This is a genomic window from Phaeodactylibacter xiamenensis, from assembly GCF_965229835.1.
Lineage (GTDB): Bacteria > Bacteroidota > Bacteroidia > Chitinophagales > Saprospiraceae > Phaeodactylibacter > Phaeodactylibacter xiamenensis.
The window spans coordinates 6462833-6488394 of record NZ_OZ245931.1; the positions used below are offsets into that span (position 1 = coordinate 6462833).

At 40.6% G+C, this 25562-nt stretch carries 28 protein-coding genes; 25 read left to right on the top strand and 3 right to left on the bottom strand.

The features are described 5' to 3' along the window. The first annotated feature begins 18 nt into the window (after window positions 1–18). The 5 genes from ACO08I_RS24765 to ACO08I_RS24785 all read left to right on the top strand — a co-directional run bounded on the left by ACO08I_RS24765 (window position 19) and on the right by ACO08I_RS24785 (window position 3455). On the top strand, window positions 19–240 hold the full coding sequence (locus ACO08I_RS24765) for a hypothetical protein (protein WP_350177394.1): 222 nt from the start codon (window positions 19–21) through the stop codon (window positions 238–240). Then, complete coding sequence (locus ACO08I_RS24770) at window positions 240–1325, top strand: hypothetical protein (protein ID WP_421947395.1); 1086 nt, start codon at window positions 240–242, stop codon at window positions 1323–1325. The genes ACO08I_RS24765 and ACO08I_RS24770 overlap by 1 nt, the downstream gene beginning before the upstream one ends. A 562-nt stretch (window positions 1326–1887) precedes the next feature. Further along, entirely contained in the window at window positions 1888–2232 is a 345-nt protein-coding gene (locus ACO08I_RS24775) for a type II toxin-antitoxin system RelE/ParE family toxin (protein ID WP_421947436.1), read from the top strand. 14 nt (window positions 2233–2246) lie between these two features. Beyond that, entirely contained in the window at window positions 2247–2558 is a 312-nt protein-coding gene (locus ACO08I_RS24780) for a helix-turn-helix domain-containing protein (protein ID WP_421947437.1), read from the top strand. Window positions 2559–2747: 189 nt separating this feature from the next. Beyond that, window positions 2748–3455 (top strand): SMI1/KNR4 family protein, encoded by a 708-nt coding sequence (locus ACO08I_RS24785; RefSeq protein WP_421947438.1) that lies wholly within the window; start codon window positions 2748–2750, stop codon window positions 3453–3455. On the opposite strand, the gene tnpC is transcribed toward ACO08I_RS24785, so the two are convergent. Genes tnpC through tnpA form a run of 3 tightly spaced genes read right to left on the bottom strand, consistent with a single transcriptional unit; the run spans window position 3403 to window position 5629 of the window. After that, window positions 3403–4947, bottom strand: coding sequence for an IS66 family transposase (gene tnpC / locus ACO08I_RS24790; RefSeq protein WP_421947415.1), 1545 nt, complete (start codon window positions 4945–4947; stop codon window positions 3403–3405). The two genes, ACO08I_RS24785 and tnpC, sit on opposite strands and share 53 nt — an antisense overlap. Window positions 4948–4977: 30 nt before the next feature. Next, complete coding sequence (gene tnpB, locus ACO08I_RS24795; RefSeq protein ID WP_421947416.1) at window positions 4978–5328, bottom strand: IS66 family insertion sequence element accessory protein TnpB; 351 nt, start codon at window positions 5326–5328, stop codon at window positions 4978–4980. Beyond that, window positions 5321–5629 carry an IS66 family insertion sequence element accessory protein TnpA gene (gene tnpA, locus ACO08I_RS24800; protein WP_421947417.1) on the bottom strand — a complete coding sequence of 103 codons (309 nt, stop codon included), beginning with the start codon at window positions 5627–5629 and terminating at the stop codon, window positions 5321–5323. Before tnpA ends, tnpB begins: the two co-directional genes overlap by 8 nt. A 275-nt stretch (window positions 5630–5904) precedes the next feature. On the opposite strand from tnpA, the gene ACO08I_RS24805 reads away from it, so the two are divergent. The 20 genes from ACO08I_RS24805 (at window position 5905) to ACO08I_RS24900 (ending at window position 24221) form a co-directional block, all read left to right on the top strand. Then, a complete protein-coding gene (locus ACO08I_RS24805; RefSeq protein ID WP_421947439.1) occupies window positions 5905–6561 on the top strand; it encodes a DUF4279 domain-containing protein in 657 nt (218 codons plus the stop codon). Window positions 6562–6793: 232 nt separating this feature from the next. Beyond that, entirely contained in the window at window positions 6794–7381 is a 588-nt protein-coding gene (locus ACO08I_RS24810; protein WP_421947440.1) for a hypothetical protein, read from the top strand. A gap of 834 nt (window positions 7382–8215) precedes the next feature. Then, window positions 8216–8452, top strand: coding sequence for a hypothetical protein (locus ACO08I_RS24815; protein WP_421947387.1), 237 nt, complete (start codon window positions 8216–8218; stop codon window positions 8450–8452). Window positions 8453–9203: 751 nt separating this feature from the next. Then, window positions 9204–9344 carry a hypothetical protein gene (locus tag ACO08I_RS24820; protein WP_421947385.1) on the top strand — a complete coding sequence of 47 codons (141 nt, stop codon included), beginning with the start codon at window positions 9204–9206 and terminating at the stop codon, window positions 9342–9344. A gap of 72 nt (window positions 9345–9416) precedes the next feature. Then, window positions 9417–9992, top strand: coding sequence for a 2'-5' RNA ligase family protein (locus tag ACO08I_RS24825; RefSeq protein ID WP_421947441.1), 576 nt, complete (start codon window positions 9417–9419; stop codon window positions 9990–9992). Window positions 9993–10002: 10 nt separating this feature from the next. Then, window positions 10003–10566 (top strand): cysteine hydrolase family protein, encoded by a 564-nt coding sequence (locus tag ACO08I_RS24830; RefSeq protein ID WP_421947442.1) that lies wholly within the window; start codon window positions 10003–10005, stop codon window positions 10564–10566. A gap of 90 nt (window positions 10567–10656) precedes the next feature. After that, on the top strand, window positions 10657–11181 hold the full coding sequence (locus ACO08I_RS24835) for a hypothetical protein (protein WP_421947443.1): 525 nt from the start codon (window positions 10657–10659) through the stop codon (window positions 11179–11181). Between the two features lie 42 nt (window positions 11182–11223). Beyond that, a complete protein-coding gene (locus ACO08I_RS24840) occupies window positions 11224–11544 on the top strand; it encodes a transposase (RefSeq protein WP_421946841.1) in 321 nt (106 codons plus the stop codon). Next, a complete protein-coding gene (locus tag ACO08I_RS24845) occupies window positions 11544–12551 on the top strand; it encodes a transposase (RefSeq protein WP_421947434.1) in 1008 nt (335 codons plus the stop codon). The genes ACO08I_RS24840 and ACO08I_RS24845 overlap by 1 nt, the downstream gene beginning before the upstream one ends. Before the next feature lie 262 nt (window positions 12552–12813). Next, window positions 12814–13479, top strand: coding sequence for a hypothetical protein (locus ACO08I_RS24850; RefSeq protein WP_421947444.1), 666 nt, complete (start codon window positions 12814–12816; stop codon window positions 13477–13479). An 817-nt stretch (window positions 13480–14296) separates the two neighbouring features. After that, the gene (locus ACO08I_RS24855; protein WP_421947445.1) at window positions 14297–14524 is read left to right on the top strand and encodes a hypothetical protein; all 228 of its coding nucleotides are present in this window, start codon (window positions 14297–14299) and stop codon (window positions 14522–14524) included. 665 nt (window positions 14525–15189) lie between these two features. Next, window positions 15190–15417 carry a hypothetical protein gene (locus tag ACO08I_RS24860; protein ID WP_421947386.1) on the top strand — a complete coding sequence of 76 codons (228 nt, stop codon included), beginning with the start codon at window positions 15190–15192 and terminating at the stop codon, window positions 15415–15417. 277 nt (window positions 15418–15694) lie between these two features. Next, entirely contained in the window at window positions 15695–15916 is a 222-nt protein-coding gene (locus tag ACO08I_RS24865) for a hypothetical protein (RefSeq protein WP_421947446.1), read from the top strand. A gap of 2 nt (window positions 15917–15918) precedes the next feature. Then, window positions 15919–16329, top strand: coding sequence for a putative toxin-antitoxin system toxin component, PIN family (locus tag ACO08I_RS24870; RefSeq protein ID WP_421947447.1), 411 nt, complete (start codon window positions 15919–15921; stop codon window positions 16327–16329). 1912 nt (window positions 16330–18241) lie between these two features. Further along, window positions 18242–18712 (top strand): hypothetical protein, encoded by a 471-nt coding sequence (locus ACO08I_RS24875; protein ID WP_421947448.1) that lies wholly within the window; start codon window positions 18242–18244, stop codon window positions 18710–18712. 27 nt (window positions 18713–18739) lie between these two features. Continuing rightward, window positions 18740–19018: a helix-turn-helix domain-containing protein gene (locus ACO08I_RS24880; RefSeq protein WP_044220061.1), complete on the top strand. Its 279-nt coding sequence runs from the start codon at window positions 18740–18742 to the stop codon at window positions 19016–19018. Then, window positions 19018–19875, top strand: a complete 858-nt coding sequence (locus tag ACO08I_RS24885; protein ID WP_421947430.1) for an IS3 family transposase — start codon at window positions 19018–19020, stop codon at window positions 19873–19875. The genes ACO08I_RS24880 and ACO08I_RS24885 overlap by 1 nt, the downstream gene beginning before the upstream one ends. A 585-nt stretch (window positions 19876–20460) precedes the next feature. Then, window positions 20461–21864 (top strand): DUF4291 domain-containing protein, encoded by a 1404-nt coding sequence (locus ACO08I_RS24890; protein WP_421947449.1) that lies wholly within the window; start codon window positions 20461–20463, stop codon window positions 21862–21864. Between the two features lie 1068 nt (window positions 21865–22932). Next, complete coding sequence (locus tag ACO08I_RS24895) at window positions 22933–23073, top strand: hypothetical protein (RefSeq protein ID WP_421947450.1); 141 nt, start codon at window positions 22933–22935, stop codon at window positions 23071–23073. A gap of 56 nt (window positions 23074–23129) precedes the next feature. Next, complete coding sequence (locus ACO08I_RS24900) at window positions 23130–24221, top strand: ligand-binding sensor domain-containing protein (RefSeq protein WP_421947451.1); 1092 nt, start codon at window positions 23130–23132, stop codon at window positions 24219–24221. Window positions 24222–25562 lie beyond the last annotated feature (1341 nt).

Below are 25562 nucleotides of genomic sequence, written 5' to 3' on the forward strand. Positions count from 1 at the left end.
TTAAAGCAAAAAGAAGGTATGAGCGCACGAATAGTAAAGCAAGATGGGGGTAAGGTCACGATAGAGGTTGATATGGAGCTTAACGGCAGCATGCTGAGCCAGGAAGAAGCGATACAGCTAGCCCTAAACGAAGCAGGCAAACTCGCCACGCGCGCTGCCGCCGAGCGTTTCGATACGGATGGTACTGCCATCACCCACAAAGGGCAGCGCCTTTCGAGCAAGGGGCGAAAAAAAAGTTAATGTCCACACCTTACGGCAAAGTCTGCGTCAAGCGCCACGTCTACCAGCCTGTTTGTGGCGGCGTGAGCTACGTACCAGCTGACAGCACGGCAGGCATAGTAGGCAAATCGACGCCACGGCTGGCCAAGCTGCTGGCTAGCGACTATTGTGAGGGCTCAGCCAGGAAAGTGTCAGCCCGGTTTAAGGAGCACCATGAAGTCGAAGTGAGCAAAGACCTTGTGCGTGATGTGAGCCTGCGCATCAGCCGCCACGCTAAAGAAGTAGAAAGCCGCTGGTCTTACGCCATGCCGGAAGAGGTAAGCCTTTGCGGGGTCAGCTCAGTGAGCATAAGCCGGGACGGTGCGATGGTGCACCTTCTTGACGGCCTGCCTGGCAAGCCTAAGCGCAAACCGGGCTACCGGGAAGCGATGTGCGGCGTAATCAGCCTTTACGGGCATGAGGGCAAGTTGCTGCACTCTATTTACTTGGGGGTTGGCGCGCAAGAGAAAAAAGGGGCTTTCACCCATCTGTTGGAAGAAGAGGCTGAGCGGCTTAAGGCACAGTTCGAAGAGGCTGGGCTACGGCCGGTTTACGTGGGGGTTGCAGATGGGGCGCCCGACAACTGGACACAGCTGGAGCGGTTAACCGACTACCAGGTAACGGACTACTACCACGTCACTGAACGGCTTTACAAACTGGCTGCAGTAATGCCCCTGCCCTCCAAAAAACGTGCGCAGTGGGTAAGCCAGCAAAAGAGTACGCTGCTGAACGAGCCGGGCGGCGCAGCCCTCGTTGTGGAGCGCGCGCGTCAGGCGGCTGCGGGTGTCAAGACGCAGAAGCGGCGCGAAATCGCCCGCCAGCAAGTTGTATACCTGGAAAACCAGCAGCACCGGATGAATTATTTTCAAATGCAGGAAAAAGGGCTGCCTATCGGTTCCGGCACCGTAGAGGCAGGGTGCAAGACGCTGATCAAAGCCCGTTTGGGAGGTAGTGGCATGAGGTGGCTTAATGTGCATGCCGATGATATGCTTATCGTCCGTGCGCTCAAGCTGTCTGCGGGCAGATACGAGCAATATTGGAAAAAGAGAATGCGGTATGCAGCTTAATAATTACATCAAAAATCCGTCACACCCAAATTAGGAACTCAAATAAAAGGGGGAACGATTTATTTGTGAATGCGTGCAACATAGTGCATACGTCCATGCCTCCCGATGGTCGGCACGGCGCATGCACAGGCCGTTGGGTGCAAGCCCTACCGGGGGGAGCCCTCCCGCCCGCCCTGCACTGCGCACATCCTCGCCTTAGGGCTCTTATGTGCGGCAATTGCTCGGGCTCACAGCCAACCCGCCCTGCACCCAACACAGGGCTACACACAATGGGGGTAAAGTCTTAGAAATGAAAAGTGTGGGTAAGAAATCCGCACAGCCATCAAAAAGCCAAGCTTCGCCAATTTCGTCTTTTTGCTGTCTGCGCTGTATATTTGAAATAGGAACAGAAAGGGTTGATGGAAAAATCCCCCACTGCGTGTAGCCTGGCCGTTAGCGGTAATGCGCGCTCAATATAAGAATTTGAATATCAGTTGAATAGAGAGATTTTGATTTAAATCTTGAAAAAATGTTTCCTTTTAAATAAACTTTCAAGTAAATTTGGAGTTCAATGTAACAAGAAATGAACCCAAAATTTGAAGTCGACTTTTTAGAGGATGCAGTTGAATTCCTAGAAAGTTTAGACGAGAAATCAAGGAGGAAAATAATCTTCAATATCGATAAGTCAAGATATGTGAATGACCCAAAACTGTTTAAGAAGCTTACAAAAGAGATTTGGGAATTCCGGACAAAATATCAGAAGAATCAATATAGGTTATTTGCCTTTTGGGACAAGAGAGACAATAAGAATACACTTGTGATCTCAACTCATGGAATGATAAAGAAAACAAGTAAAGTCCCTAAAGGAGAGATCGAAAAAGCTGAGAAATTGATGCAAGATTATTTTGACTCAACATCAGACGATTAAAAACAGTAGGAGCGATGAAAAAATATAGCCTTGAAGAAATTAAAGACAAATATATTGGTAAACCAGAGAGTTTGTCCAGAAAGACATACGAACTTGAATTGAAATTAGAGCTGATAGGAGAAGCAATCAAAAAGATTAGAAAAGAAAGAGATTTGACCCAATCAGAATTGGGAGACATGATAGGAGTAAAAAAGGCTCAAATATCAAAACTGGAGAATAGCACAAAAAATGTATCGATAGGAACATTGATGAGAGTATTTGATGCATTAAAAACAGATGTCAAACTTCAGATTGAGCTGGAAGACCATGAATTAGAAGTAATTTAAACTGAAGATGAAAAGCGCGCGCAACTACCGCTAACAATGGCTACATGCCATGCCGGTAAAAATCTTCGAGAGGAAAATGGAGATTGAAAAGCCGCTGCGCTAGCATTTGTGAAACGAGACGAAAATGGTGAATTTAGAGTCCGGCACGTCACGTAGCCTGGCCGTTCTGCTCAATTAGGAAAGAGAAATATGAATCGAATTGAAGCTATAAAAGAGAAGCTAGAAGAGTTAAAGAATCTTGATAAAAGATTTTCAATTTTCGGATCAAGCAGACATAAATATGAATTGAATAAAACTCTGAGTGATGAAGAAATAAATAAAATCGAAAAAGATTATCAAATCTCAATTTCAAATAACTACAAAGAGTTTCTTAAATACGTAGGAAATGGTGGGGCAGGTTGTGGATATGGATTAGAAAGGTTAGAACTAAAGAACATAAATCCACCATATATCGGAACACAAAAGCTATTGAGGAACTGTGATGATCCCAGAAAGATTGATTGCGATATGGTAGAGTTAGATGAGATATCTGGATATATAAAATTGTTTGATTATGGCTGTGGAATGGAATATTGTCTAATTGTAAATGGAGAAGAAGAAGGAGGTTTGATGTTTTTTGATTGCGACGGAAGATTTGAAAAGATTGAGGATAAGAGCTTCATTGACATATATGAAAATTGGTTAGACGAAAGTTTAAATACTCTAAGACGAGTAAAGAAAAGCCTTACTGAGAATAGTGTTGAAGAAGTGATTAAAGAGGAATGGGCAAATAAAAACTTTTCAATAAGAGGAATGATTTATAGCATAATGGATGTTGATCCACCCAAAGTAAGCGTCCGAGCAACTACGTGTTTTGCTCCATCGGTTTCCACTGGGGGCTGGGTATTAGGGTGTTGAGTTCGGAGAGCTTGGTATCAGGGATACGATCGAGGGTGTCTTTAAGCCATTGGTAAGGATTGATCTGATGTTCCTTACAGCTGGCCATGAAGCTGTAGATCATGGCGGCCCGCTGAGCGGCTTCGTGGGACCCGGCAAAGAGATAGTTCTTTCTGCCCAAGGCCAGAGGCCGGATTTTGTTTTCGATATGGTTATTATCGATGAGTAGGCGGCCGTCCTGGAATAGGGTTACTAAAGTGGGCCATTGGTTTTGGGCATAGGTGAAGGCCTGCCCCATTGCACTTTTGGGGGTGACATAGACGCATTGCTCATCCAGCCAGTCTTTAAACTCCTGGAACAAAGGCAGTAGATGCTCTTCCCGATAGGCCTTACGTTTTTCGGGGGTATATTCTGCGGTTTTGCGTTCGTGGCCATAGATCTGCTGGATCAGTCCCAGAGCATGCTGGGCTCGTTTTTTATCATTGCCCTGTGCTTCGAAGAACTTACGCCGCACATGTGCCCAGCAGCCCAGGCGTTCTACATCGGCACGTGCAGCGATCTGGTTGTAGGAGCCCAGTCCGTCGGTCTGTAAAAAGCCGCCCTGGAAGCCGCTCAATACAGTATTGGCGGCCTTCTGGCCACGATTATCTTCATAGACAAACAGCACCTGCCCGGTCTGTGGGCTACGTATTGCCCACATCCAGCCCAGCATCTGTTTGCTGCCCTTTTTACGGGTATCTACTTTGATACGATTACCGTTCTTGTCTTTGAGGATTTTGGTCAAGACCTTTATTTTTGATTCGTCGGCTTGCAGATAGGCCTGTTCCAATATCTGCTGGCGATGGACTTCGTATAGCGGCTTGAGTAGGGTGCAAACGGCTACAAACCAGCTATTGATGGTTGATTTGTGGACCGCCCAGTCATGATTGCGCTTAAAACGCTGGATCTGCCGGTAAAAAGGCAAATGATCAATATATTTATTGATAATAATGTGAGCTAGCAGACTAGCCGAGGCAATACTCTTTTCAATGGGGCGGCTAGGCAGCGGTGCACAAACAAACTCGGTGTTTTCATCCACCCGCGTATTGGGCTTGGCGTATTTGGGGCGGATCAACCGGATGACCTTCAGCTCCGCCGGTGTATATTCCACATACTCGGTGATGTGCTCGCCAACACGCACCATGCCCGTAGTATCTTCTTCCGGTTCCAGGGCCTTTTCTTCTACCGGGAAATGCTCCGGCAGCGGTGTGCGCCCGGGATGCTTCTTTTTTGCCACCGGCTTATTGCGCTCGTAGCTGATCTTTTCCCGCAAGGGGGCCATCTCCGCCCCCTCCGCTTCGGCCTCTTGGCCGGCAGCGAACATATTGAGCTGTCCGGCCGGTGGAGCATCCGCTACAAAGCGTTCGCTCTTACGCCCAAACAGCATACGCTCCAACTTCTCCAAACGGAATTTGAGTTGCGCATTTTCGGCCAAAACGGCCTCGTGTTCTGCTATGGAAACGGTTGCTTTCATTGGTGAAAAGATACGAAAAAGGTAGCAAAATCAGGCACCGTGGCGGTATCTTTTGCGCCTTTTTATGGACTTTAATTCGATGCCTTCCAGCACTAGCACCAGCTCCGGCCAGCTTAGCTCGGCCGTCCCCTCACGGGCCGCCAGGGGCAACTCAAAAGTCCCCCGCTCCAGCTGTTTGTAATACAGGGCAAAGCCTGTTATATCCCACATCAGCAGCTTAATACGGTCGCGGCGGCGGTTCACGAAAATGAATACATCACCGCTCATTAATTCCTGGTCCATATGCGCCCGCACCAGGCCGCTCAGCCCCGAAAAGCCCTTGCGCATATCTGTGGCCCCGCCGTAGAGGAAATACCGCTGTCGAGAAGAAAAACTAAGCATGGCATAGATGTTGGATGATTTGCGCCAGGGTCGCTGGCGAACCGCTGCGCAGGCGCAGCTCTTGATCGGCCAGGCACACTACTACTTCATGTGCCGCCCGGGGTTCGTGTGCGGCCCGGGGACGGATGCGCAAGAAGCCGGCCCCTTCATCTGGAACGTGTTCCGACAGACGGCGCTGCCAATAATAAAAAGTAGCTGCATTGATACCTTCTCGTTCACAAAATGCCTTCTTGCTTAACCCGGAAGCAGACTGCTCGGCCAGCAGAGCCTGCCACTTTTGTACGCGTTTGACTGGATTCATATCTTTAGGTTTTGCCCAAAGGTAGATTCATGAAAACCGGCAGTCAAGACGCCTTTGCTCGGACGCTTACCACCCAAATACAAACACCACACTAAAGAATACAATGATAAAATGGAGGACTATAGATTAGATTGGTTGAATTCGAAACCTGCTGATAATAAGTTTTTCAGAAACCTGTTTGGTAAATAAAAAAAATAACTGAGCAGAACAATGGCTAGCCGACAATACTCCGCTGCGCTCCGTGCTGCGGCTAGCCTGGCCGTTCTGCTCAATAAATGAAAAAAGAAAATCAATATATCAAAAAAGCAATTGAAGAAATTCTCGATCCAAAATTTGAGACTACTAAACAGTATTTGGAAGTCTGCGAAGTAAAAATAGAAGATGGATTACCAAAGATTGCTAGAGTAAGTGAAGATTACTATGAAGATAAAGTCGCTGTTTACGTTGAGGTCAAAAATGAAAGATATTTTATTGAAATTCATTTAACGAAAGAGCCTGAAATAGCAGTAGACTTTGTTTGGACAGAATCAGGAAATCGAGTTTATCTAACAGCTACATCGAAAAGGTTGACTTTTAAGGAACTTTCAAGTTTTATAAGGAAATTCGAACCATTAATAGGTTGGTCTAAAGGAGATTTAAGAAAGTATGGAAAGTCAAGATATGATTTCAGCCGAATAAGCTTCGAGCCAATAAGAAATGAAGCCTATGGGTTAGACGAAAAATTAGAATTATTGCTCAATGAATTAGAAAAAGACATTGAAGGGGTTCAAAAGCTCAGTAAAAATTCAGAAGCAATAATATCAGTTTGCCGACATCAATACATAAGTGGAAATGCAGGAATTGGATTTGAAATTGAGACAATAAACAGGTTGAATAAGCTGAATTTGGGAATCGAGATTGACACGTATATTATTGGAAACGAGGTCAAATGAAAAAATGAAAATTAAGGATACTGAGCAGAACAATGGCTACATGCCATGCCGGTAAAAGTCTTCGAGAAGAAAATGGAGATGGAAAACCCGCGCAGGCAGCAAAAACCAAGCTGCGCCATTATCGTCTTTTGCTGCCTGCGCTAGCATTTGTGAAATGAGACGAAAATAGTAAATTTAGAGTCCGGCACGTCACGTAGCCGGGCCGTTGGCAGCAACCAGAAAAAAAGAAAATATGCTCAGCGAAGAAACTGAAAATAAATTGACGATTAAGGATAAATTAATCCAATTCTTTTTTACCGTAGCAGATAGAGAAACGGGTGGGAGAAGAATCAGGAATTCGGAATTTGCACAAAATATCGTGGCAAATCACTTTCTGAAAAAATTTGAAGAACAAAAGAAAAGAGCATTTAAATTCAGATTAGATACCTTAATTGAATACCCTAAGAAATTCGCTGAAAAATATCGAAATGAAAATAAGCCTTTTGTAATCAACATAAACAAAAATCCAGTAATTGATTTGCAAGTAATTCATCCTTGCTTGATAGAAATCCCAAAAAGAGACGACACAGAAAAATTTGGATTTACAATCCATTTACCATTTGACACAACGGATAAAGATGCAATGGAAGAATTAGAACTATTTAAGAAAAGAGAATACTTCAAAGATTTCAAACACAATTCAAATGAAGGAATTGAAGATTATATCTTGGATTGTAGCGAAGACTATAAATTATTGGACAAAATGATACAAAGAATTCTTGTGGATTTGAAAGAATATAAAAAAGAAGACGAAATATTGATTGAACATTTCTTTGTATGATAAAAAACAAGTAGAAAAGAGAAGGCTGCTGCCAACAATGGCTACATGCCATGCCGGTAAAAATCTTCGAGAGGAAAATGGAGATTGAAAAACTCGCGCAGGCAGCAAAAGCCAAGCTACGCCAGTTTCGTCTTTTGCTGCCTGCGCTAGCATTTGTGAAATGAAACGAAAATGGTAAATTTAAAGTCCGGCACGTCACGTAGCCGGGCCGTTATGGGGTACCGCATTAGAATTGGCATTCTATGGAATTGAAAATATGGATTCTCCCGCCTCAAAAATGAAAACTTAGAATTGGGAATTGTCCATAAGTCAAGAACTTGAGTTCCAAATCGTGTAACTGAAATTTTGAAAGGCGGGTAAAGGTCCTGTCGAGTATTGTATTCTTTACGGTGAATCGGACAGAAAACGAAAAATTTGGATTCTTAAGATTAACCGGGCCCATCTTGAAAAATGGGATTGGTTTTTTCAGGTGAGATTTACGTTTAGGCGGCTTTTGAAATAGAAATCAGGAATTTGAACCTCGTCCAAAAACTGAATTTGGAAATCTGGAATCTGAAAATTTTGAACAGGTAAACGTTGATTGAATCAATTTGACAACCAAGATCAAAAACTCAAGATTTGGAGAACCTGAAACTGATTTTGATGAATCTGGGAAATCGAATTAAGTGAAATCAGGAATCAAAAATCAGGTTGAATCTTCTGGAAATTGAGACCTGAATCCTGAATTAGGTTGATTGTCGTGAGATTTTTGGTTGATATGAGATAAGAACTGATCAAATTGAAGAATCAGAATCCTGAAATTGAATCAACTGAAAACCAAGAGATTAAAATCAGTTGAAAAAATTGAATAGCCGCCTTTTGGATAGTCCAGAATTTGAAATGGGCCCTTTTTTTGAACCGGTGAAAAGAATAAAGCGGCAACCCATAACAATGGCTACACACAAGCTGGGTAAAAATCTACGATTGAAAAATCAGAAAGGGAAGCCCGCTGCAGCCAGCAAAAGCCAGGCTTCGCCATTTTCGCCTTTTACTGCCTGCGCTAGTATTGGTGAAATCAAACGAAAAGAGTAATTTTAGAATCCCAGCCTGCGCGTAGCCGGGCCGTTGGGCGCACTCCATTTTGGGAATAAAAAACTGATAAACAAACGATTAGGTAGAAAGCCTGCCTTTGAAAATCTGGAATAATTGGTTTTTGGAACCCGAGTTTTGTTGTTTACGGTCAATTGATTGCATAGCCCAATTAGGCAGGCAAAAAAATGGAAAATAGAGTTGTTTTATCGGGTAATCCGTTGTCCCAAATAATTGAGATCCTTAACAATATCCGCTCCCTGTCATCGAAAGAAGAAATCGAGTTTTTTGGAGAGAGTTTGCGTTTAGGGCCTCAATACGGGAAATAAGAATTTGGGTAAACCGTCGGATTGAATAGGGGATAAGATCAAGAAATTTGAACCTTTCACCGGATAAGAGTCTGATCAAATTGAATCGGGTTGTCGAGAATCAAGTTGAAATTTTGGATATTGAAAATCAGCAGATTGAATTGGTCAACTTGAATCAGGATTATCTTGCAAAACTGGAATTTAGCCGAATCAATCGAAGACTGGAGATTAGAAATTTTGATCAATTTGGGAGATTAGTCTTCGAGATCGGGAATCAAAACCGGTTAATTGGAATCAGTTTTCAAGATCAATTTGAGATCATCAGAATTAGGGAATCGGTTCAAAATGATTGAGAAATCAGTAGAAAAGGCCCTTTTGAAGTATCCAGAATCGGTAAAACGGTCGCTTTCATAGGTTTACGAAGAATAAAATGGAAGCGCCCAACAATGGCTACACACAAGCTGGGTAAAAATCTACGATTGAAAAATCAGAATGAGAAGCCCGCTGCAGTCAGCAAAAGCCAGGCTTTGCCAGTTTCGCCTTTTGCTGCCTGCGCTAGTATTGGTGAAATCGGACGAAAAGAGTAAATTTAGAATCCCAGCCTGCGCGTAGCCGGGCCGTTCTCAGCAATCAAGAGAAAAAAAAACGCTAAATAAAAAATGGAAGCAATCAAATATGCTGATAAAACAGACCATTGGGAAAACTGGTGGCATGGATATTATTATGGAGCGTTCTATATCTTTCCGCCAGAAGAAATCATGTCCACTGTTGATGAACTAAGGAAAAAGTATGATCCTAAGTCAGCAAGTTTTTGTAGAGCCCATATTAGTCTGAGTGAACCATTAACTAAAGCTATTACTGATGATGATATCGAATCTTTAAGCAAGGAATTGAGTTCGGTAGAGTCATTTGAAATAAATTATGGTCCATTAAGAACTCATCCCCCATACCCTGGAGTAACTTTTACGATAACACCAGAAGATAAATTTTCTTTGCTTAGAAAAATTATCCACAGCAACAAGTTGTTTGCAGGGGTTGAGCTAAAAAGGTCTACGATAGTACCACATATGACAATAGCCGAGTTCATAACAAAACAACAAACAACTCAGATTTATGATGAATTGAAGGATCAAGTGGAATCAGGGAAATTCATGTGCCAGGAGATTGTGCTGGCTGTACCTGATAATAATATGTATTTTAACCGTGTTCTCACTATTCCATTAAAAAAGAAGTAACCCATCTGAAATGAAAGCCTTACTAATAGTTGACCTACAAAGGTGGTTTTTAGAAGTAGGAAGTGAAGAAAAACTGGAGCTTGTATCTGGGTTAGTAGCAAAGACAAACGAGTTGATTAGGTATTTTGAGAAACACAGCCTTCCAATCATTAAAATTCAAACGGTACATAAAGCAGACAAGAGTACATGGAATTTATGGGCGTTAGAAAATAACATAGGCAGGTTGATCGAAGGAACAAAAGAAGCAGAATATTCACCCAACGTATATATTGCCAAAAATGAAATAGTAATCACCAAAACAAGGTTAAGTGCATTTTTAAGAACGAATCTTGAAGAAAAGTTGATAGAGATGAATTGCGATGAAGTAGTAATTTGTGGCTATTCCACGGATAACTGTGTTGGACAGACAGCTATTGACGCATATGAACACGATTTTAAAGTTATTCTTGCGGGAGAGGCTATTTTAGGCACACAAATCAAATATGGACAATTAATGCTGGATTCCCTCAAAAGAAGATTTGGAATAGTACCAACAAATAATAAAGAAATAATTGAAAATGTAGACAACTGCTGAGAACAATGCATATCCGTCCATACTCCGCAAAGCTCCGTACGGCGGCTATGCGAGCCGTTATGCCCAATTATATTAAAATGAATTTATAATATGATAGTTGCTGAATACTTAGTGTTCGTAGATAATTCCAATATAAATTGTTCTACAATCGATTCATTTAATCATTTTTTGCAATCAAATCCAGAGATTGTCATAAGTGATGATAATATTAATTATGAAGGCTCTTCATTTAAATACCATATTCAAAAAGGAGAGATCATTGAAAGTGATAGAGTTTTTTTTCATGTGAAGTTGTCTCTTGACAAAGTATCCGGAATTGGGAAATTTGGACTTTTCCTCAAGGAATTTAAACGTATGGTACATGTACTATCACAAAACCCTCAGATTTTATTTGATGGAATTAGTCTGCATTATTCTCAAAAGGCTTATCCGGTAATTTATGAGATAGAGAATTTAATGAGAAAACTGATTACAAAATTCATGCTGATAAATGTAGGAGTTGGCTGGATGAAAGACAGAGTTCCTGATGACGTGAAAAAATCTGTAAATACATCAAACAAGGAAGTTACTTACCTGCATAACGTAGATTTTATCCAGCTTGTAACAGCCCCCTAAATACTCTGACAAAAGTCTAAAAACTTTTTTAGAGATTTAGATATGGAAAAGCAAGAAAACAGAGGCCGGAAATTCAGCAAAAAGGAGAAGCTGGAGATTCTGGATGAAGCTAAAGCTTATGGGGTCAAAGTAACTTTGGCGAAGTATGATGTGTACCCTGCAACGTACTATTACTGGAAAAAGCAGTATCAAGCTGATGGTGCTGATGGCTTAGACCATAGCGTAGCTAAGGCCAACCGGAGCCGGATACGAGAGCTGGAAAACGAACTGGTCCATTACAAGCTCATGCTTGCAGAAGAGCAGCTGAGAAGCCGGTTAAAGGATGAGCTATTGAAAAAAAAGTACCCAGAGTTGAGAAAGTAATGTTAGCAAAACAATACATGTCGCTGGGTTTGATGCGGGAGGAAGTGTTAACGATAACGGGGCTTACCCGCCATGATTTATACTATCAGCCAACGGGCCGAAAAGTAGGCAAGCAAGCCACCCATTGGACACTGTTCAAAGACCCAGTAACTCAACTCTTAACGCGTCGTAGTAACGAGGAAGTAGTCACCGGTATTATCTCTATTTTGGCTGATAAAGATTTGCCAAATTGGTATCGTTTGGTGAGTGCTACTTTACAAGTCCGAGGTTGGTATATCAACCATAAAAAAGTGTACCGGCTGGAACAGGAAAATGGCCTTTTGTGTAAGGCCAGAAAACGTAAAGGGCGTAATTTTGTCCAGTACCGCAGAGTATGCCCGCAAGGCCCATTAAGGATCATTGAAATGGATATCAAGTACGTCTGGGTAGCTGGAAAGTCCTGCTACGCCTACGTCCTGACGATATTGGATACTTTTACCCGCTTTGCCTTACATTGGGCTGTAGGCTACGTCATGAAGCAAGAACAGATCAAGGATGCCTGGGATCAGGTCATCGTGAAATACTTGCAGCCAGCGGACTTGCTCAAAGCTCAAATCAGCGTCGAAATACGCAATGATAATGGCAAGCAATTTTGCAGTAAAATGGTCCAACAATACTTTCGGGACAATCACCTTAATCAGGTTTTTACGCATCCTTACACGCCCGAGGAAAATGGCCACGTAGAGAGCTTTCACAAGACCTTAGGCAGCTCTTTGAAAGGAGCCTGTTTCCATACGCTCAAAGACTTGGAAAACCGGTTGAATAAGTTCTACCAGACTTACAATAACCACCGCCAGCATAGCTCTATAGCGATGCTCAGTCCGAGTATGTTTTGGGCACTCTGGGAGGATAACCAAATCGAAATGGAAACCTTCGATAAAAAGAAAGCTCGGTTCAAATTGAGGCTAAGTCTTCAGGATGTTTTATCTTGGAAAGAGATACACCGCTATGACTGTTCCTTCGGGTAATCAGAACCAGCAGGTGTTCCTCGCAATAATGAGGTTCCCTCGATGGGGCCTCATTATTAAAAACGTAATGGTAGGCCTACGCATTACTACCTTCGGTACAATCGTCACCGTTGGTGTTCTCGCAGAGCAAAGATAATACCATCACGAATGATTATTATTCACTAATAGAATTTTGTCCGATTCTTAGGGGACTGAACCACAGCTTCAAAATTTCCTTTTTAGTGAAAAATTTACTGTACATAAAGATAATCTTATAAGAAAAATGAAACAGGCTGATAATATAAATGATCTCGATTTAGAAGAGATAAAACAGTTAATTCCAATGTCCAATTGGGATAAATATTTTGAAGAAAAAGTCAATACAAGCAGAGAGAAGCTAAGTAAACTATGGACTGAGCTATACAACCTTAGATGTAAAATTGCTCACAATAAAACTTTTCACAAAGGGGACCTTGATTCAGTGATTAAGATATCAAATGAAATCAAACCAATATTGAGTCAAGCTATAGAGAGTTTAGGAGAAATTGATGTGTCTAATCAATCAAAGATCGACCTTGAGTATAATATTGCAGGATCGTTTAATAAAAGTTACACAAAGTTTATTACTCATTTTAGAGTTTTAAATCAAATAGTAATTGACGCCTCTAAGAAAATATATGAAGCTGAGCAAAAGACATATTCGAAAGTCACAGAAAGCGGTAAAAAACGAATTATCCAAAGAAGGAAAAGGGCAGGAAATTTTCTTGATGATGTGAAGACATTATTGAGAGCTGAAATTCTAGATCAAAATGACTATTTTCAGATTCTTGAGATCAATAATATAAGAAATTCTATTGGACATTTTAGAGACGATCTAAAATCGGATGATATCCTAGGATTTGTTTTTGAGATGGATAGGATAGGAGAAAAAATAGTAACTAGGGCATAACACAGGCTACATGCCATGCCGGTAAAAATCTTCGAGAGGAAAATGGAGATTGAAAAACCCGCGCAGGCAGCAAAAGCCAGGCTTCGCCATCATCCCCTTTTGCTGCCTGCGCTAGCATTTGTGAAATGAAACGAAAATGGTAAATTTAGAGTCCGGCACGTCACGTAGCCGGGCCGTTATGGGGTACCGCATCAGAATTGGTATTCTATGGAATTGAAAATATGAATTCTCCCGCCTCAAAAATGAAAACTCAGAATCGAGAATTGTCCATAAATCGAGAACTTGAGTTCCAAATTGGGTAATTGGAATTTTGAAAGGCGGGTAAAGGTCCTATCGAGTATTGCATTTTTTACGGTGAATCGGACAGAAAACGAATAATTTGGATTCTTAAGATTAACCGGGCCCATCTTGAAAGATGAGATTGGTTTTTTCAGAGGGAGTGTGAGTTTAGGCTGCTTTTGAAATAGAAATCAGGAATTTGAATCTCGTCCAAAATCAGAATTTGGGAATCAGGAATCTGGAGATTTTGAAACGGAGAACGTTGACTGAATCAATTTGACAATCTAAGATCAGAGATCAAAAACTCAAGATTTGGAGAACCTGAAACTGATTTTGATGAATTTGGGAGATTGAATCTAGTAAATTGAAGAGATCAAAAATCAGGTTGAATTTTCTGGAAATTGAGATCAGAACTCTGAATTAGGTTAATTGTCGTGAGATTTTTGGTTGATTAGAGATGAGAACTGATCAAATTGACGAATCAAAACCCTGAATTGAATCAACTGAAAATCAGCAAATTGAAATCAGTTGAAAAGAATTGAACAGCCGCCTTTTGGTTTATCCAGAATTTGAAATGGGCCCTTTTTTTGAAACGGTGAAAAGAATAAAGCGGCAACCCATAACAATGGCTACACACAAGCTGGGTAAAAATCTACGATTGAAAAATCAGAAAGAAAAGCTCGCTGCAGTCAGCAAAAGCCAGGCTGCGCCAGTTTCGCCTTTTGCTGTCTGCGCTAGTATTGGTGAAATCAAACGAAAAGATTAAATTTAGAATCCCAGCCTGCGCGTAGCCGGGCCGTTATGGGGTACCGCATCAGAATTGGCATTCTATTGAATTGAAAATATGAATTGTCCCGCCTCGAAAATGAAAACTCAGAATCGAGAATTGTCCAGAAATCGAGAATTTGAGTTCCCAACTGGGTAATTGAAATTTTGAAAAGGCGGGTAAAGGTCCTGTCGAGTATTGTATCTTTTACGGTTAATCGAACTGAAAACGAAAAATTTGGATTCTTAAGATTAACCTGGCCCATCTTGAAAAATGGGATTGGTTTTTTCAGAAGAAGTTTGGGTTTAGGCGGCTTTTGAAATAGAAATCAGGAATTTGAGTGTCGTCCAAAAACAGAATTTGTAAATCTGGAATCTGGAAATTTTGAACAAGGAATCGTTGATTGAATCAATTTGACAACCAAAATCAAGAACTCAAGATTTGAAAATCTGAATCTGATTTTGATGAATTTGGGAGATTGAATCCAGTAAATCAAGAATCAAAAATCAGGTTGAATCTTCTGGAAATTGAGACCTGAATCCTGAATTAGGTTGATTGTCGTGAGATTTTTGGTTGATATGAGATAAGAACTGATCAAATTGAAGAATCAGAATCCTGAAATTGAATCAACTGAAAACCAAGAGGTTAAAATCAGTTGAAAAGAATTGAACAGCCGCCTTTTGGTTTATCCAGAATTTAAAATGGGCCCTTTTTTTGAAACGGTGAAAAGAATAAAGCGGCAACCCATAACAATGGCTACACTCAAGCTGGGTAAAAATCTACGATTGAAAAAAGAGAATGAGAAGCCCGCTGCAGTCAGCAAAAGCCAGGCTTTGCCAGTTTCGCCTTTTGCTGCCTGCGCTGGTATTGGTGAAATCAAACGAAAAGAGTAAATTTAGAATCCCAGCCTGCGCGTAGCCGGGCCGTTGCAGGCAAGCAAAATAAAAACCGATAAATAAGGAGTAAGCAGGTCTCGATTAAAGAATTTAAAATCGAATGACAAGATCAAATGGAAGAGATTGTTGTTTGGATATAGTGGATATTTGTCAATTGCTATGGAGTTGAAAAGACTTGAAGTTGTAAGCAATTGTAAGTCAGTTTCTTAAGACTTGCCGAGTTCAGGGTTGACAAAAGGAGAGTTTATACGTATTTTTACAAAAAACTAAAGCAATGGGTGCCGCAAAAAGATTGACAAATCTGCAAATAGAACTTCTTGAAGTTTTTAAATACGAATTGAGTGAAGAGCAAATAAAAGAAATAAGGAGTCTTCTAGTAAATTATTTTGCTGATAAGGTGACAAATGATATTGATAAGCTTTTTGAACAAAATAATTGGGGCGAAGAGAAAATAGAAGAATGGTCAAAAGAACATATGAGGACAAAATATAACTGATAATGAAAGTCGTAATTGATACGAACGTAATATTAATGTCCTTACCAAAAATCTCGAAGTATCGACCAATATTTGATGGGCTATTAGAATCAAAGTTTGACTTGGCAATAAGTAATGAAATTCTACAAGAATACATCGAAGTGATTGGTGAGAAAACCACAGGAGATATAGCTCAGAATTTTGCTGAATTAATGATTAAATTAGAAAATGTGGAGCAAAAAGAGGTGTATTTTCGGTGGAACTTAATAGAAAAAGATCCAGACGATAATAAATTCATAGATTGTGCAATATCGGCGAGAGTAAAATATGTAGTTTCGAATGATAATCATTTCAAAATATTAAAAGGGATAGATTTTCCACCAGTAGAGGTGATTGATGCAGATACGTTCTTAAAAGAATTGAATAATTTATAGAAATGCCTGCCTGCAACAATGGCTACATGCCATGCCGGTAAAAATCTTCGAGAGGAAAATGGAGATTGAAAAACCCGCGCAGGCAGCAAAAGCCAAGCTTCGCCATCATCGCCTTTTGCTGCCTGCGCTAGCATTTGAGAAATGAAAGGAAAATGGTAAATTTAGAGTCCGGCACGTCACGTAGCCGGGCCGTTCACAGACAATCGCGCAACTGATGAAAGGTATCAGTAAGAATTTGAAATAAGGATTCTCCCCGCCTGGAAATGGAAAATGCCCGAGTAATAATTTTCAGAAACTGGGTATAAACTGGTTAATCCATTGGAGAAAAAGTCTGTTAAGGCGGGGTAAATGAGACGTTCTACAGTTTTTTAGTTGGTTTACGAGAATTGGGATAGCCCGAATTGAAAAATTAGATCAAGAGTTACCGCGGCCCCGTCCGATGGAAAGGAAAACGGTATCAGGAAAAGAGTACACGTCCAGGGGGCTTATGAAAAACAAAACGGCAAATGAAAATCAACGAGCAAATAACTGTTTCATGCCCGAGTAAGATTGAATCTTGAGGGTTCGCAGGTGCATTGAATAGATTTAGCAGGAGAATAAATGGATGATTTTCATTGGGTTAAGGTGGTTTTTACGGGCGATAAAACAAATGAGGGTATCAGTTTTGCCTGAAAATCGGTTATCAAAATCGGAGAATTGGGTAAACTTGGAAAAAGCCCCCTTATCTCGTCTCCGAAAATAGAAAGATGGCCGCTTGTTATGTTAAAATCGAATAAAACGCGAATGCTGTGAACATTGGCTACACACAAGCCGGGTAAAATCCTCCATTGAAAAATTAGAAAAAAGAGTCCGCTGCGGCGGGCAAAGCCAAGCTACGCCAATTTCGCCTTTGCCCACCGCAGCTATTTTGGTGAAATGGGATGAAAAGATTATTTTCAGGAATCCCGGCCTGCGTGTAGCCCGGGCCGTTGGGCGCACTCCATTCTGGGAATAAAAAACTGATAAACAAACGATTAGAGATTAAGCCTGCCTTTGAAAATCGGGAATAATTGGTTTTTGGAACCCGAGTTTTGTTTGTTACGGTCAATTGAATGTATAGCCCAATTAGGCAGGCAAAAAAGGAAAATAGAGTTGTTTTATCGGGTAATCCGTTGTCCCGAATAATTGAGATCCTTAACAATTACCGCTCCCTGTCATCGAAAGAAGAAATTGAGTTTTTGGGAGAGAGTTTACGTTTAGGGCCTCAATACGGAAAATCAAGAATTTGGGTAAACCGTTGAATTGAGTAGGGTAGGAGATCAAGAATTTTGAACCTTTCACCGAATAAGAATCTGATCAAATTGAATCGGGTTGTCGAGAATCAAGTTGAAATTTTAGAGATTGAAAATCAGTAGATTGAATTGGTCAACTTGAATTGAGATCGACTTGAAAAACTGGAATTTAGCCGAATCAAATTGAAGACTGGAGATTAGAAATTTTGATCAATTTGGGAGATTGACTTTCAAGATCAAGAATTTGAAACCGGTAAATTGAGATCAGTTTTCAAGATCAATTTGAGATCATCAGAATTAGGGAATCGATTCAATGAGATTGAAAAATCAGTAGAAAAGGCCCTTTTAAAGTATCCAGAACCGGTAAAACGGTCGCTTTTTCAGGTTTACAATGAATAAAATGGAAGCGCCCAACAATGGCTACATGCCATGCCGGTAAAAATCTTCGAGAAGAAAATTGAGATGGAAAACCCGCGCAGGCAGCAAAAGCCAGGCTGCGCCAGTTTCGTCTTTTGCTGCCTGCGCTAGCATTTGTGAATTGAGACGAAAATGGTAAATTTAGAATCCGGCACGGCACGTAGCCGGGCCGTTGGTGGCAATTTAAGCATGACAAAGAATACAATACGAAAAGCAATATCACTATGGAAAAAAATGGTATAAGTAAAGGGATTATAAAACTGTTAATAACCCTTGTGTTTTTTGGCTTAAATATTTCTTGTTCTCCAAAGATTGATGTAAACCAGACAGGTTCGTTTGATTTCAAAACAAGAATCTTTTATAGTGAAGAGATAAATTGGAGTTTAAAGATTCCCGAAGGGTGGATAATCACGTCATTGGATACTATTACAAGACAAGTAGAAAGAGGTCGTGAAATGCTAGATATTGACCGAAGAAAATACAATGTAGAAGAAGATATTACAATACAAAATCTAGTAAGCTTTGCAAGAAATAAGCAAAATAGTTTTACTGCTTTCATGGAATTATTTGAATACGAAGAGACAAAGTTCAAAGAATATAATCGACTCAAAAAAGAAGTGCTATTCAACCAACTAAGTGAACAAGGAATATTAGTAGATTTGGAGTTCCCCCAAAAAACTAGACAGGTAGCTTGATTTATAAAAACCCTTAAATTAGCTATCATGAGCAGAAGAAATTTCAACGCTGATTTCAAGACAAAAGTAGTCCTGGAAGCCCTCAAGGAGGTGAATACTTTGGCTGAGATTGCCAATAAGTATAAGATCTACCCACAGCAGATTACCAATTGGAAAAAGGAGTTTTTGTCAGGCGCCTCTTCGGTTTTCCGCAAAGGCAAGGCACTTTCCGGCAAATCGGAGGCCGAACTTGAAAAAGACCGGCTGATGCGCAAAATCGGGGAACAGGCCATTGAAATCGATTTTCTAAAAAAAAGGCTGCCCTGATGCCACTAGCAGAAAAACGGCTGCTTCTGGACAGCAGCCACCCCAAGTTGAGCTTGAGCAGGCAGTGCAGGCTGTTGAGTATTAACCGGTCCTCGCTATATTATAAACCGAGGGCAGCGTCGGAGCTGAACCTGGAGCTGATGCGCCTGATGGACAAGCATTACATCGACCACCCCTACAAAGGCGGCCCAAGGATGTACGTTTACCTGACCCAGGATAAAGGCTACAAAGTCAGCCGCAACCGGGTCTATCGGCTGTACTACGATGTGATGGGGCTCAGGGCTGTTTTCCCGGGCCCTCACACCTCGAAGCGGGGCAAAGACCATAAAGTTTATCCTTACTTATTGAGGGGCTTAGCAATTGAGCAGCCTAATCAAGTCTGGGCTACCGATATCACTTACATCCCGATGCCAAGAGGCTTTTTGTACCTTACAGCCATCATAGACCTGTACAGCCGATTTGTGGTCAACTGGTCTTTGTCCAATACAATGGACGCTGAATGGTGTGCAGGCTGCTTTGAGGAGGCTGTAGCTGAATGGGGCGCCCCTCAAATCATCAATACAGACCAGGGCAGCCAATACACCAGCGATGCGTTCACCAGCGCTGTGCTGGGCAAAGAAGTGAGGCTAAGCATGGACGGCAAGGGGCGGGCAACGGACAATGCGTTCATCGAAAACTTGTGGAAGATGGCCAAGTACGAAGACATCTACCTTAAAGCTTACGAGGACGGCATAGAGCTGCATAACGGCTTGGCCCAGTACTTCTATAATTGGAATTTCCACAGGCGGCATTCCAAGATTGGGGACAAGTACCCGAGCCAGTTGTACCTGCAATCTAGGCCAGCCTTATGTCAATGAACTTATCCACATTTTTGCTGTGGAAATCAAAAGAAAAAAAGAAGCAAAAAAAGAAAATATTATGATGATTATGAATGTGTTTTTTGTTTAATTTGTAAATCATAAATACAGCTAAAGCTGTCTAGACAATTGGGGTAAGTCCAATTCAATATGGAGTGAGGAGATTATAGATGATATTGGATTTAGTGTTTTCCAAATAGATGTGAAAAACAAAGAGAGAACTACCATTTTTAGCCAAATGTATTACAATGCATTAATAGATGGTAATGAGCTAATAATAATAATTGGGTTTAATAATCAGGATGATAAGGAGGAATTATTATCTTGCCTGAGGTCAAGTGAATTTTCAGATTAAAAGAGTTCTGTAGCATTAACTCATAGCAAGCGAAAAATAAAAAAGTAATAGTGACATGTTTTTTCGACCTCTAAGAACCACTAGTTTTAATTGTTGAAAAGGCTAATTGAGGAAAATACTCTTAAGTAGTAAAATGAAAACAACTGCCACCAACACAGGCTAGCCGACAATACTCCGCTGCGCTGCGTACTGCGGCTAGCCGGGCCGTTATAGCCAATTACAAGAGAAAGATGAAAAGACAATTTGCAAATTTGAACATAAGGTATGACTTCCCAATTTGGGATTATAGAGTGCCTACAATTATGTCCAAATTGGAGGGGTGGATAGAAGGTACTCAATTTTGGTTTAGCACATCAGAAAAAGAAAAGCATGTTAGTTCGTCTTGCGAACCAGCGGGTTTGTCATTATCTGGTCTAATGGAAGATGAAGAGTGGATAATATGGCTAAATAGATTTAAAGAAGTAGCTACAGGTATTTTGGGCTATAAAATTGGAGAAATAGAAACAGGAGAAGTTGGACATGAATTTAATTGGATCAATGACGATCTATCGGTGTTTGAAGAATACTCCAAACTCTACCATGAAAAAAATCCGCAGAAAGTTTGGGATATTTACTATCAATACAACAAATCATTATCAGAACTCGACGAAATCGAATTGGAGAAGTGGCTTTTTCGTTTAGACTGGCACACAACTCATGATAATATAGCATCTGGTTTTCAAACAAGAAGTCATCCCGCAACAGCCAAATTTTTATATGAACAAATTATCAGTAATAAGATACCTGAATTTGACTACAAACCAGTTTCAAGAAAATGTGTTTGGGCATTGGCAGATATTGGTACAAAGGAAGCTAAGAACTATCTTCAGAATCTTTCTAATACAGAAGATATCATAATCAAGGACTTTGCTGTAAAAAGATTAGTCAATTGGGAAAAAGAATCAGGAAGAAAAGGACGAATGATCAATTGTGTGCCATTCCCGCATAGAGAGAGAATCAAGATAGGGAAGTATTCTGAGATTAAACACTTACTACCCAATTATGGAAACTGCATTTCAGCATATCAATTCGAAGATTCTATAATTGTTTATCAAGCGTACAAACCATCCATTGCAGAATATGCAGTAATTAATCAAGAATTTGGAGGAAATGATTTTAGTTTTGGACGGATGACATGGATAAAACCAAATTACCTTTGGATGATGTATAGGAGCGGATGGGCAACAAAAGAAAATCAAGAAAGAATATTGGCCATTAGAGTAAGTAAAACAGGTTGGGAAGAACCGTTGAAAGAAGCAGTATTCTCTTCTTATAAAGAGGAATATTTTGACTCAGAATCAGAATGGCGATCAAAGTTAGAACAAAGCGAAGCAAGATTGCAATGGGATCCCAATCATGATCCACATGGCAATAAAATTCAAAGAAAAGCAATACAGATCGGTATTAAAGGTAAATTACTAAGAAGATATAATAGTGAAATGATTCAAAGCATTTCTGATATAACAAAATTTGTTGAGAAACAGAGAGTTTATGTTGAACATGATCAATTACAGCATTTAGAAATTCCGATTGAAACAATTTACAAACCCAAAAGAAACGATTTAAACATAGGATTAACTGGCTATAACAAGTGATATGAGATCAGACTTGCTATCGCTGCGTCCGCTCCATATCACAGGACCGTTGGGTGCAAGCCCTACCGGGGGGAGCCCTCCCGCCCGCCCGGCACTGCGCACATCCTCGCCCTTGGGGGCTCTTATGTGCGGCAATTGCTCGGGCTCACAGCCAACCCGCCCTGCACCCAACACAGGGCTACACACAATGGGGGTAAAGTCTTAGAAATGAAAAGTGTGGGTAAGAAATCCGCACAGTCAGCAAAAAGCCAAGCTTCGCCAATTTCGTCTTTTTGCTGTCTGCGCTGTATATTTGAATCAAGACCAGAAAGGGTTGATGGAAAAATCCCCCACTGCGTGTAGCCTGGCCGTTGGGCGCACTCCATTTTGGGAATAAAAATCTGTAAACCAATTGATTAAGTTGAAAGCCTGCCTTTGAAAATCGGGAATAATTGGTTTTGGAACCCGAGTTTTGTTGTTTACGGTCAATTGATTGCATAGCCCAATTAGGCAGGCAAAAAAATGGAAAATAGAGTTGTTTTATCGGGTAATCAGTTGTCCCGAATAATTGAGATCCTTAATAATTACCGCTCCCTGTCATCGAAAGAAGAAATTGAGTTTTTTGGAGTGGGTTTACGTTTAGGGCCTCAATACGGAAAATAAGAATTGGGTAAACCGTCGAATTGAATAGGGTAGGAGGACAAGAAATTTGAACCTTTCACCGGATAAGAATCTGATCAAACTGAATCGGGTTATCGTGAATCAAGTTGAAATTTTAGAGATTGAAAATCAGTAGATTGAATTGGCCAACTTGAATTGAGATCGACTTGAAAAACTGGAATTTAGCCGAATCAAATTGAAGACTGGAGATTAGAAATTTTGATCAATTTGGGAGATTGACTTTCAAGATCAAGAATTTGAAACCGGTAAATTGAGATCAGCTTTCAAGATCAATTTGAGATCATCAGAATTAGAGAACCGGTTTAAAAAGATTGAAAAATCGGTAAAAACGGCCCTTTTGGAGTATCCAGAACCGGTAAATCGGTCGCTTTTTTAGGTTTACAACGAATAAAATGGAAGCGCCCAACAATGGCTACACTCAAGCTGGGTAAAAATCTACGATTGAAAAAAGAGAATGAGAAGCCCGCTGCAGTCAGCAAAAGCCAGGCTGCGCCAGTTTCGCCTTTTGCTGCCTGCGCTAGTATTGGTGAAATCAAACGAAAAGAGTAAATTTAGAATCCCAGCCTGCGCGTAGCCGGGCCGTTAGCGGCAACTTAAAACAAAACTTGGAAATAGAGATGATAAAAAATTTGATTAATCTAATACTTACAGTTTTTATATCAATTATCGTGATTTCTTGCAATGGTCAAGTGAAGTCTAAATCGGAACAAAATCAAAATACTGAAATAGGAACGATTGTTTCAGGACTTGATAATCAGATTTGGGTAATTTTTCAAGATTCAAAAGGGAATTATTGGTTTGGAAGTAATGGCAATGGTGTTTATAAATATGATGGAACAAAAATAATTCAATTTACTACAAAGGACGGTTTAGCGTACGACCAAATCAGAGGTATACAAGAAGACAAAGAGGGGAATTTATACATTGAAACCCAGAACGGAATAAGTAAATATAATGGTACAGAATTCACGACTTTACAGCCGATTAAGTCATCAAAGAACGAATGGAAACTTGAACCGAATGACCTTTGGTTTGGATATAATGCAAATGACCTTTACCGCTTAGATGGCGATTCTCTGTATGAATTAGAATTACCAAGAAAAGACTTAAAAAAAGCCTTTGGAATCGAAACAGAAGGAGTTCCTTTTGAAGGAAATAATAATAGCCCCTATGCCGTTTTTGGTGTCAACAAAGATAAAAACGGAAACATTTGGTTTGGAACGGCAACAGCAGGAGCTTTCCGATATGATGGTGATTCGTTTTTATGGTTTGGGGAAAAAGAACTCTCAACTCTTCCTGATGGCAGAGTTCCAGGAGTACGCTCAATGATTCAGGATAAGAATGGCTATTACTGGCTAAGTAATATTTATAGCAAATACAAAATCAATTCTGACTTACCAAAAGGTTATGAAAAGATAGAAGCTGCGGAATTGCCTGAGAAAATCATAAATGATAAAATCCTCTATTTTATGAGTGGTATAGCAGACACGCAAGGGAAATTATGGATGACGACTTATGATGATGGTATTTGGTGCTACAATGGTGAATCGCTATCTAATATAGAAATACATAACGGAACTGAGAATGTTTTGTTAATTTCAATTTACTTAGATGATAGAGGTGGAATTTGGCTTGGCACGAACAATGACGGAGTTTATAAACATAATAGTGGAAAGTTTGAAAAATTTGAACCTTAAAATAAAAGCAGCCGCTAACAATGGCTACATGCCATGCCGGTAAAAATTTTCGATTGAAAAATAGAGATGGAAAAACCCGCGCTGGCAGCAAAAGCCAGGCTTCGCCATCATCGCCTTTTGCTGCCTGCGCTAGCATTTGTGAAATGAGACGAAAATGGTAAATTTAGAGTCCGGCACGTCACGTAGCCGGGCCGTTGGGCGCACTCCATTTTGGGAATAAAAAACTGATAAACAAACGATTAGAGATTAAGCCTGCCTTTTAAAATCGGGAATAATTGGTTTTTGGAACCCGAGTTTTGTTTGTTACGGTCAATTGAATGTATAGCCCAATTAGGCAGGCAAAAAAGGAAAATAGAGTTGTTTTATCGGGTAATCCGTTGTCCCGAATAATTGAGATCCTTAACAATTACCGCTCCCTGTCATCGAAAGAAGAAATCGAGTTTTTTGGAGAGAGCTTGCGTTTAGGGCCTCAATACGGAAAATCAAGAATTTGGGTAAACCGTTGAATTGAGTAGGGTAGGAGATCAAGAAATCTGAACCTTTCACCGAATAAGAATCTGATCAAATTGAATCGGGGTGCCGTGAATCAAGTTGAATTTTTAGAGATTGAAAATCAGCAGATTGAATTGGTCCACTTGAATCAGGATTATCTTGAAAAACTGAAATTTAGCTGAATCAAATTGAAGACAGGAGATTAAGAATTTGGATCAATTTGGAAGATTAGTCTTCGAGATCGGGAATCAAAACCGGTTAATTGGAATCAGTTTTCAAGATCAATTTGAGATCATCAGAATTAGGGAATCGGTTCAATGAGATTGAGAAATCGGTAAAAACGGCCCTTTTGAAGTATCCAGAATTGGTAAACCGGTCGCTTTTTTAGGTTTACGACGAATAAAATGGAAGCGCCCAACAATGGCTACATGCCATGCCGGTAAAAATCTTCGAGAGGAGAATGGAGATGGAAAACCCGCACAGGCAGCAAAAGCCAGGCTGCGCCAAGATCGCCTTTTGCTGACTGCGCTAGCATTTGTGAAATGGGACGAAAATGGTAAATTTAGAGTCCGGCACAGCACGTAGCCGGGCCGTTATGGGGTACCGCATCAGAATTGGCATTCTATGGAATTGAAAATATGAATTCTCCCGCCTCAAAAAATGAAAACTCAGAATCAGGATTTCGCCAGAAATCGAGAACTGATTTTCAAACCGGGTAATTGAAATTTTGAAAGGCGGGTAAAGGTACTGTCGAGTATTGTGTTCTTTACGGTTAATCGGACAGAAAACGAAAAATTTGGATTCTTAAGATTACCGGGCCCATCTTGAAAAATGGGATTGGTTTTTTCA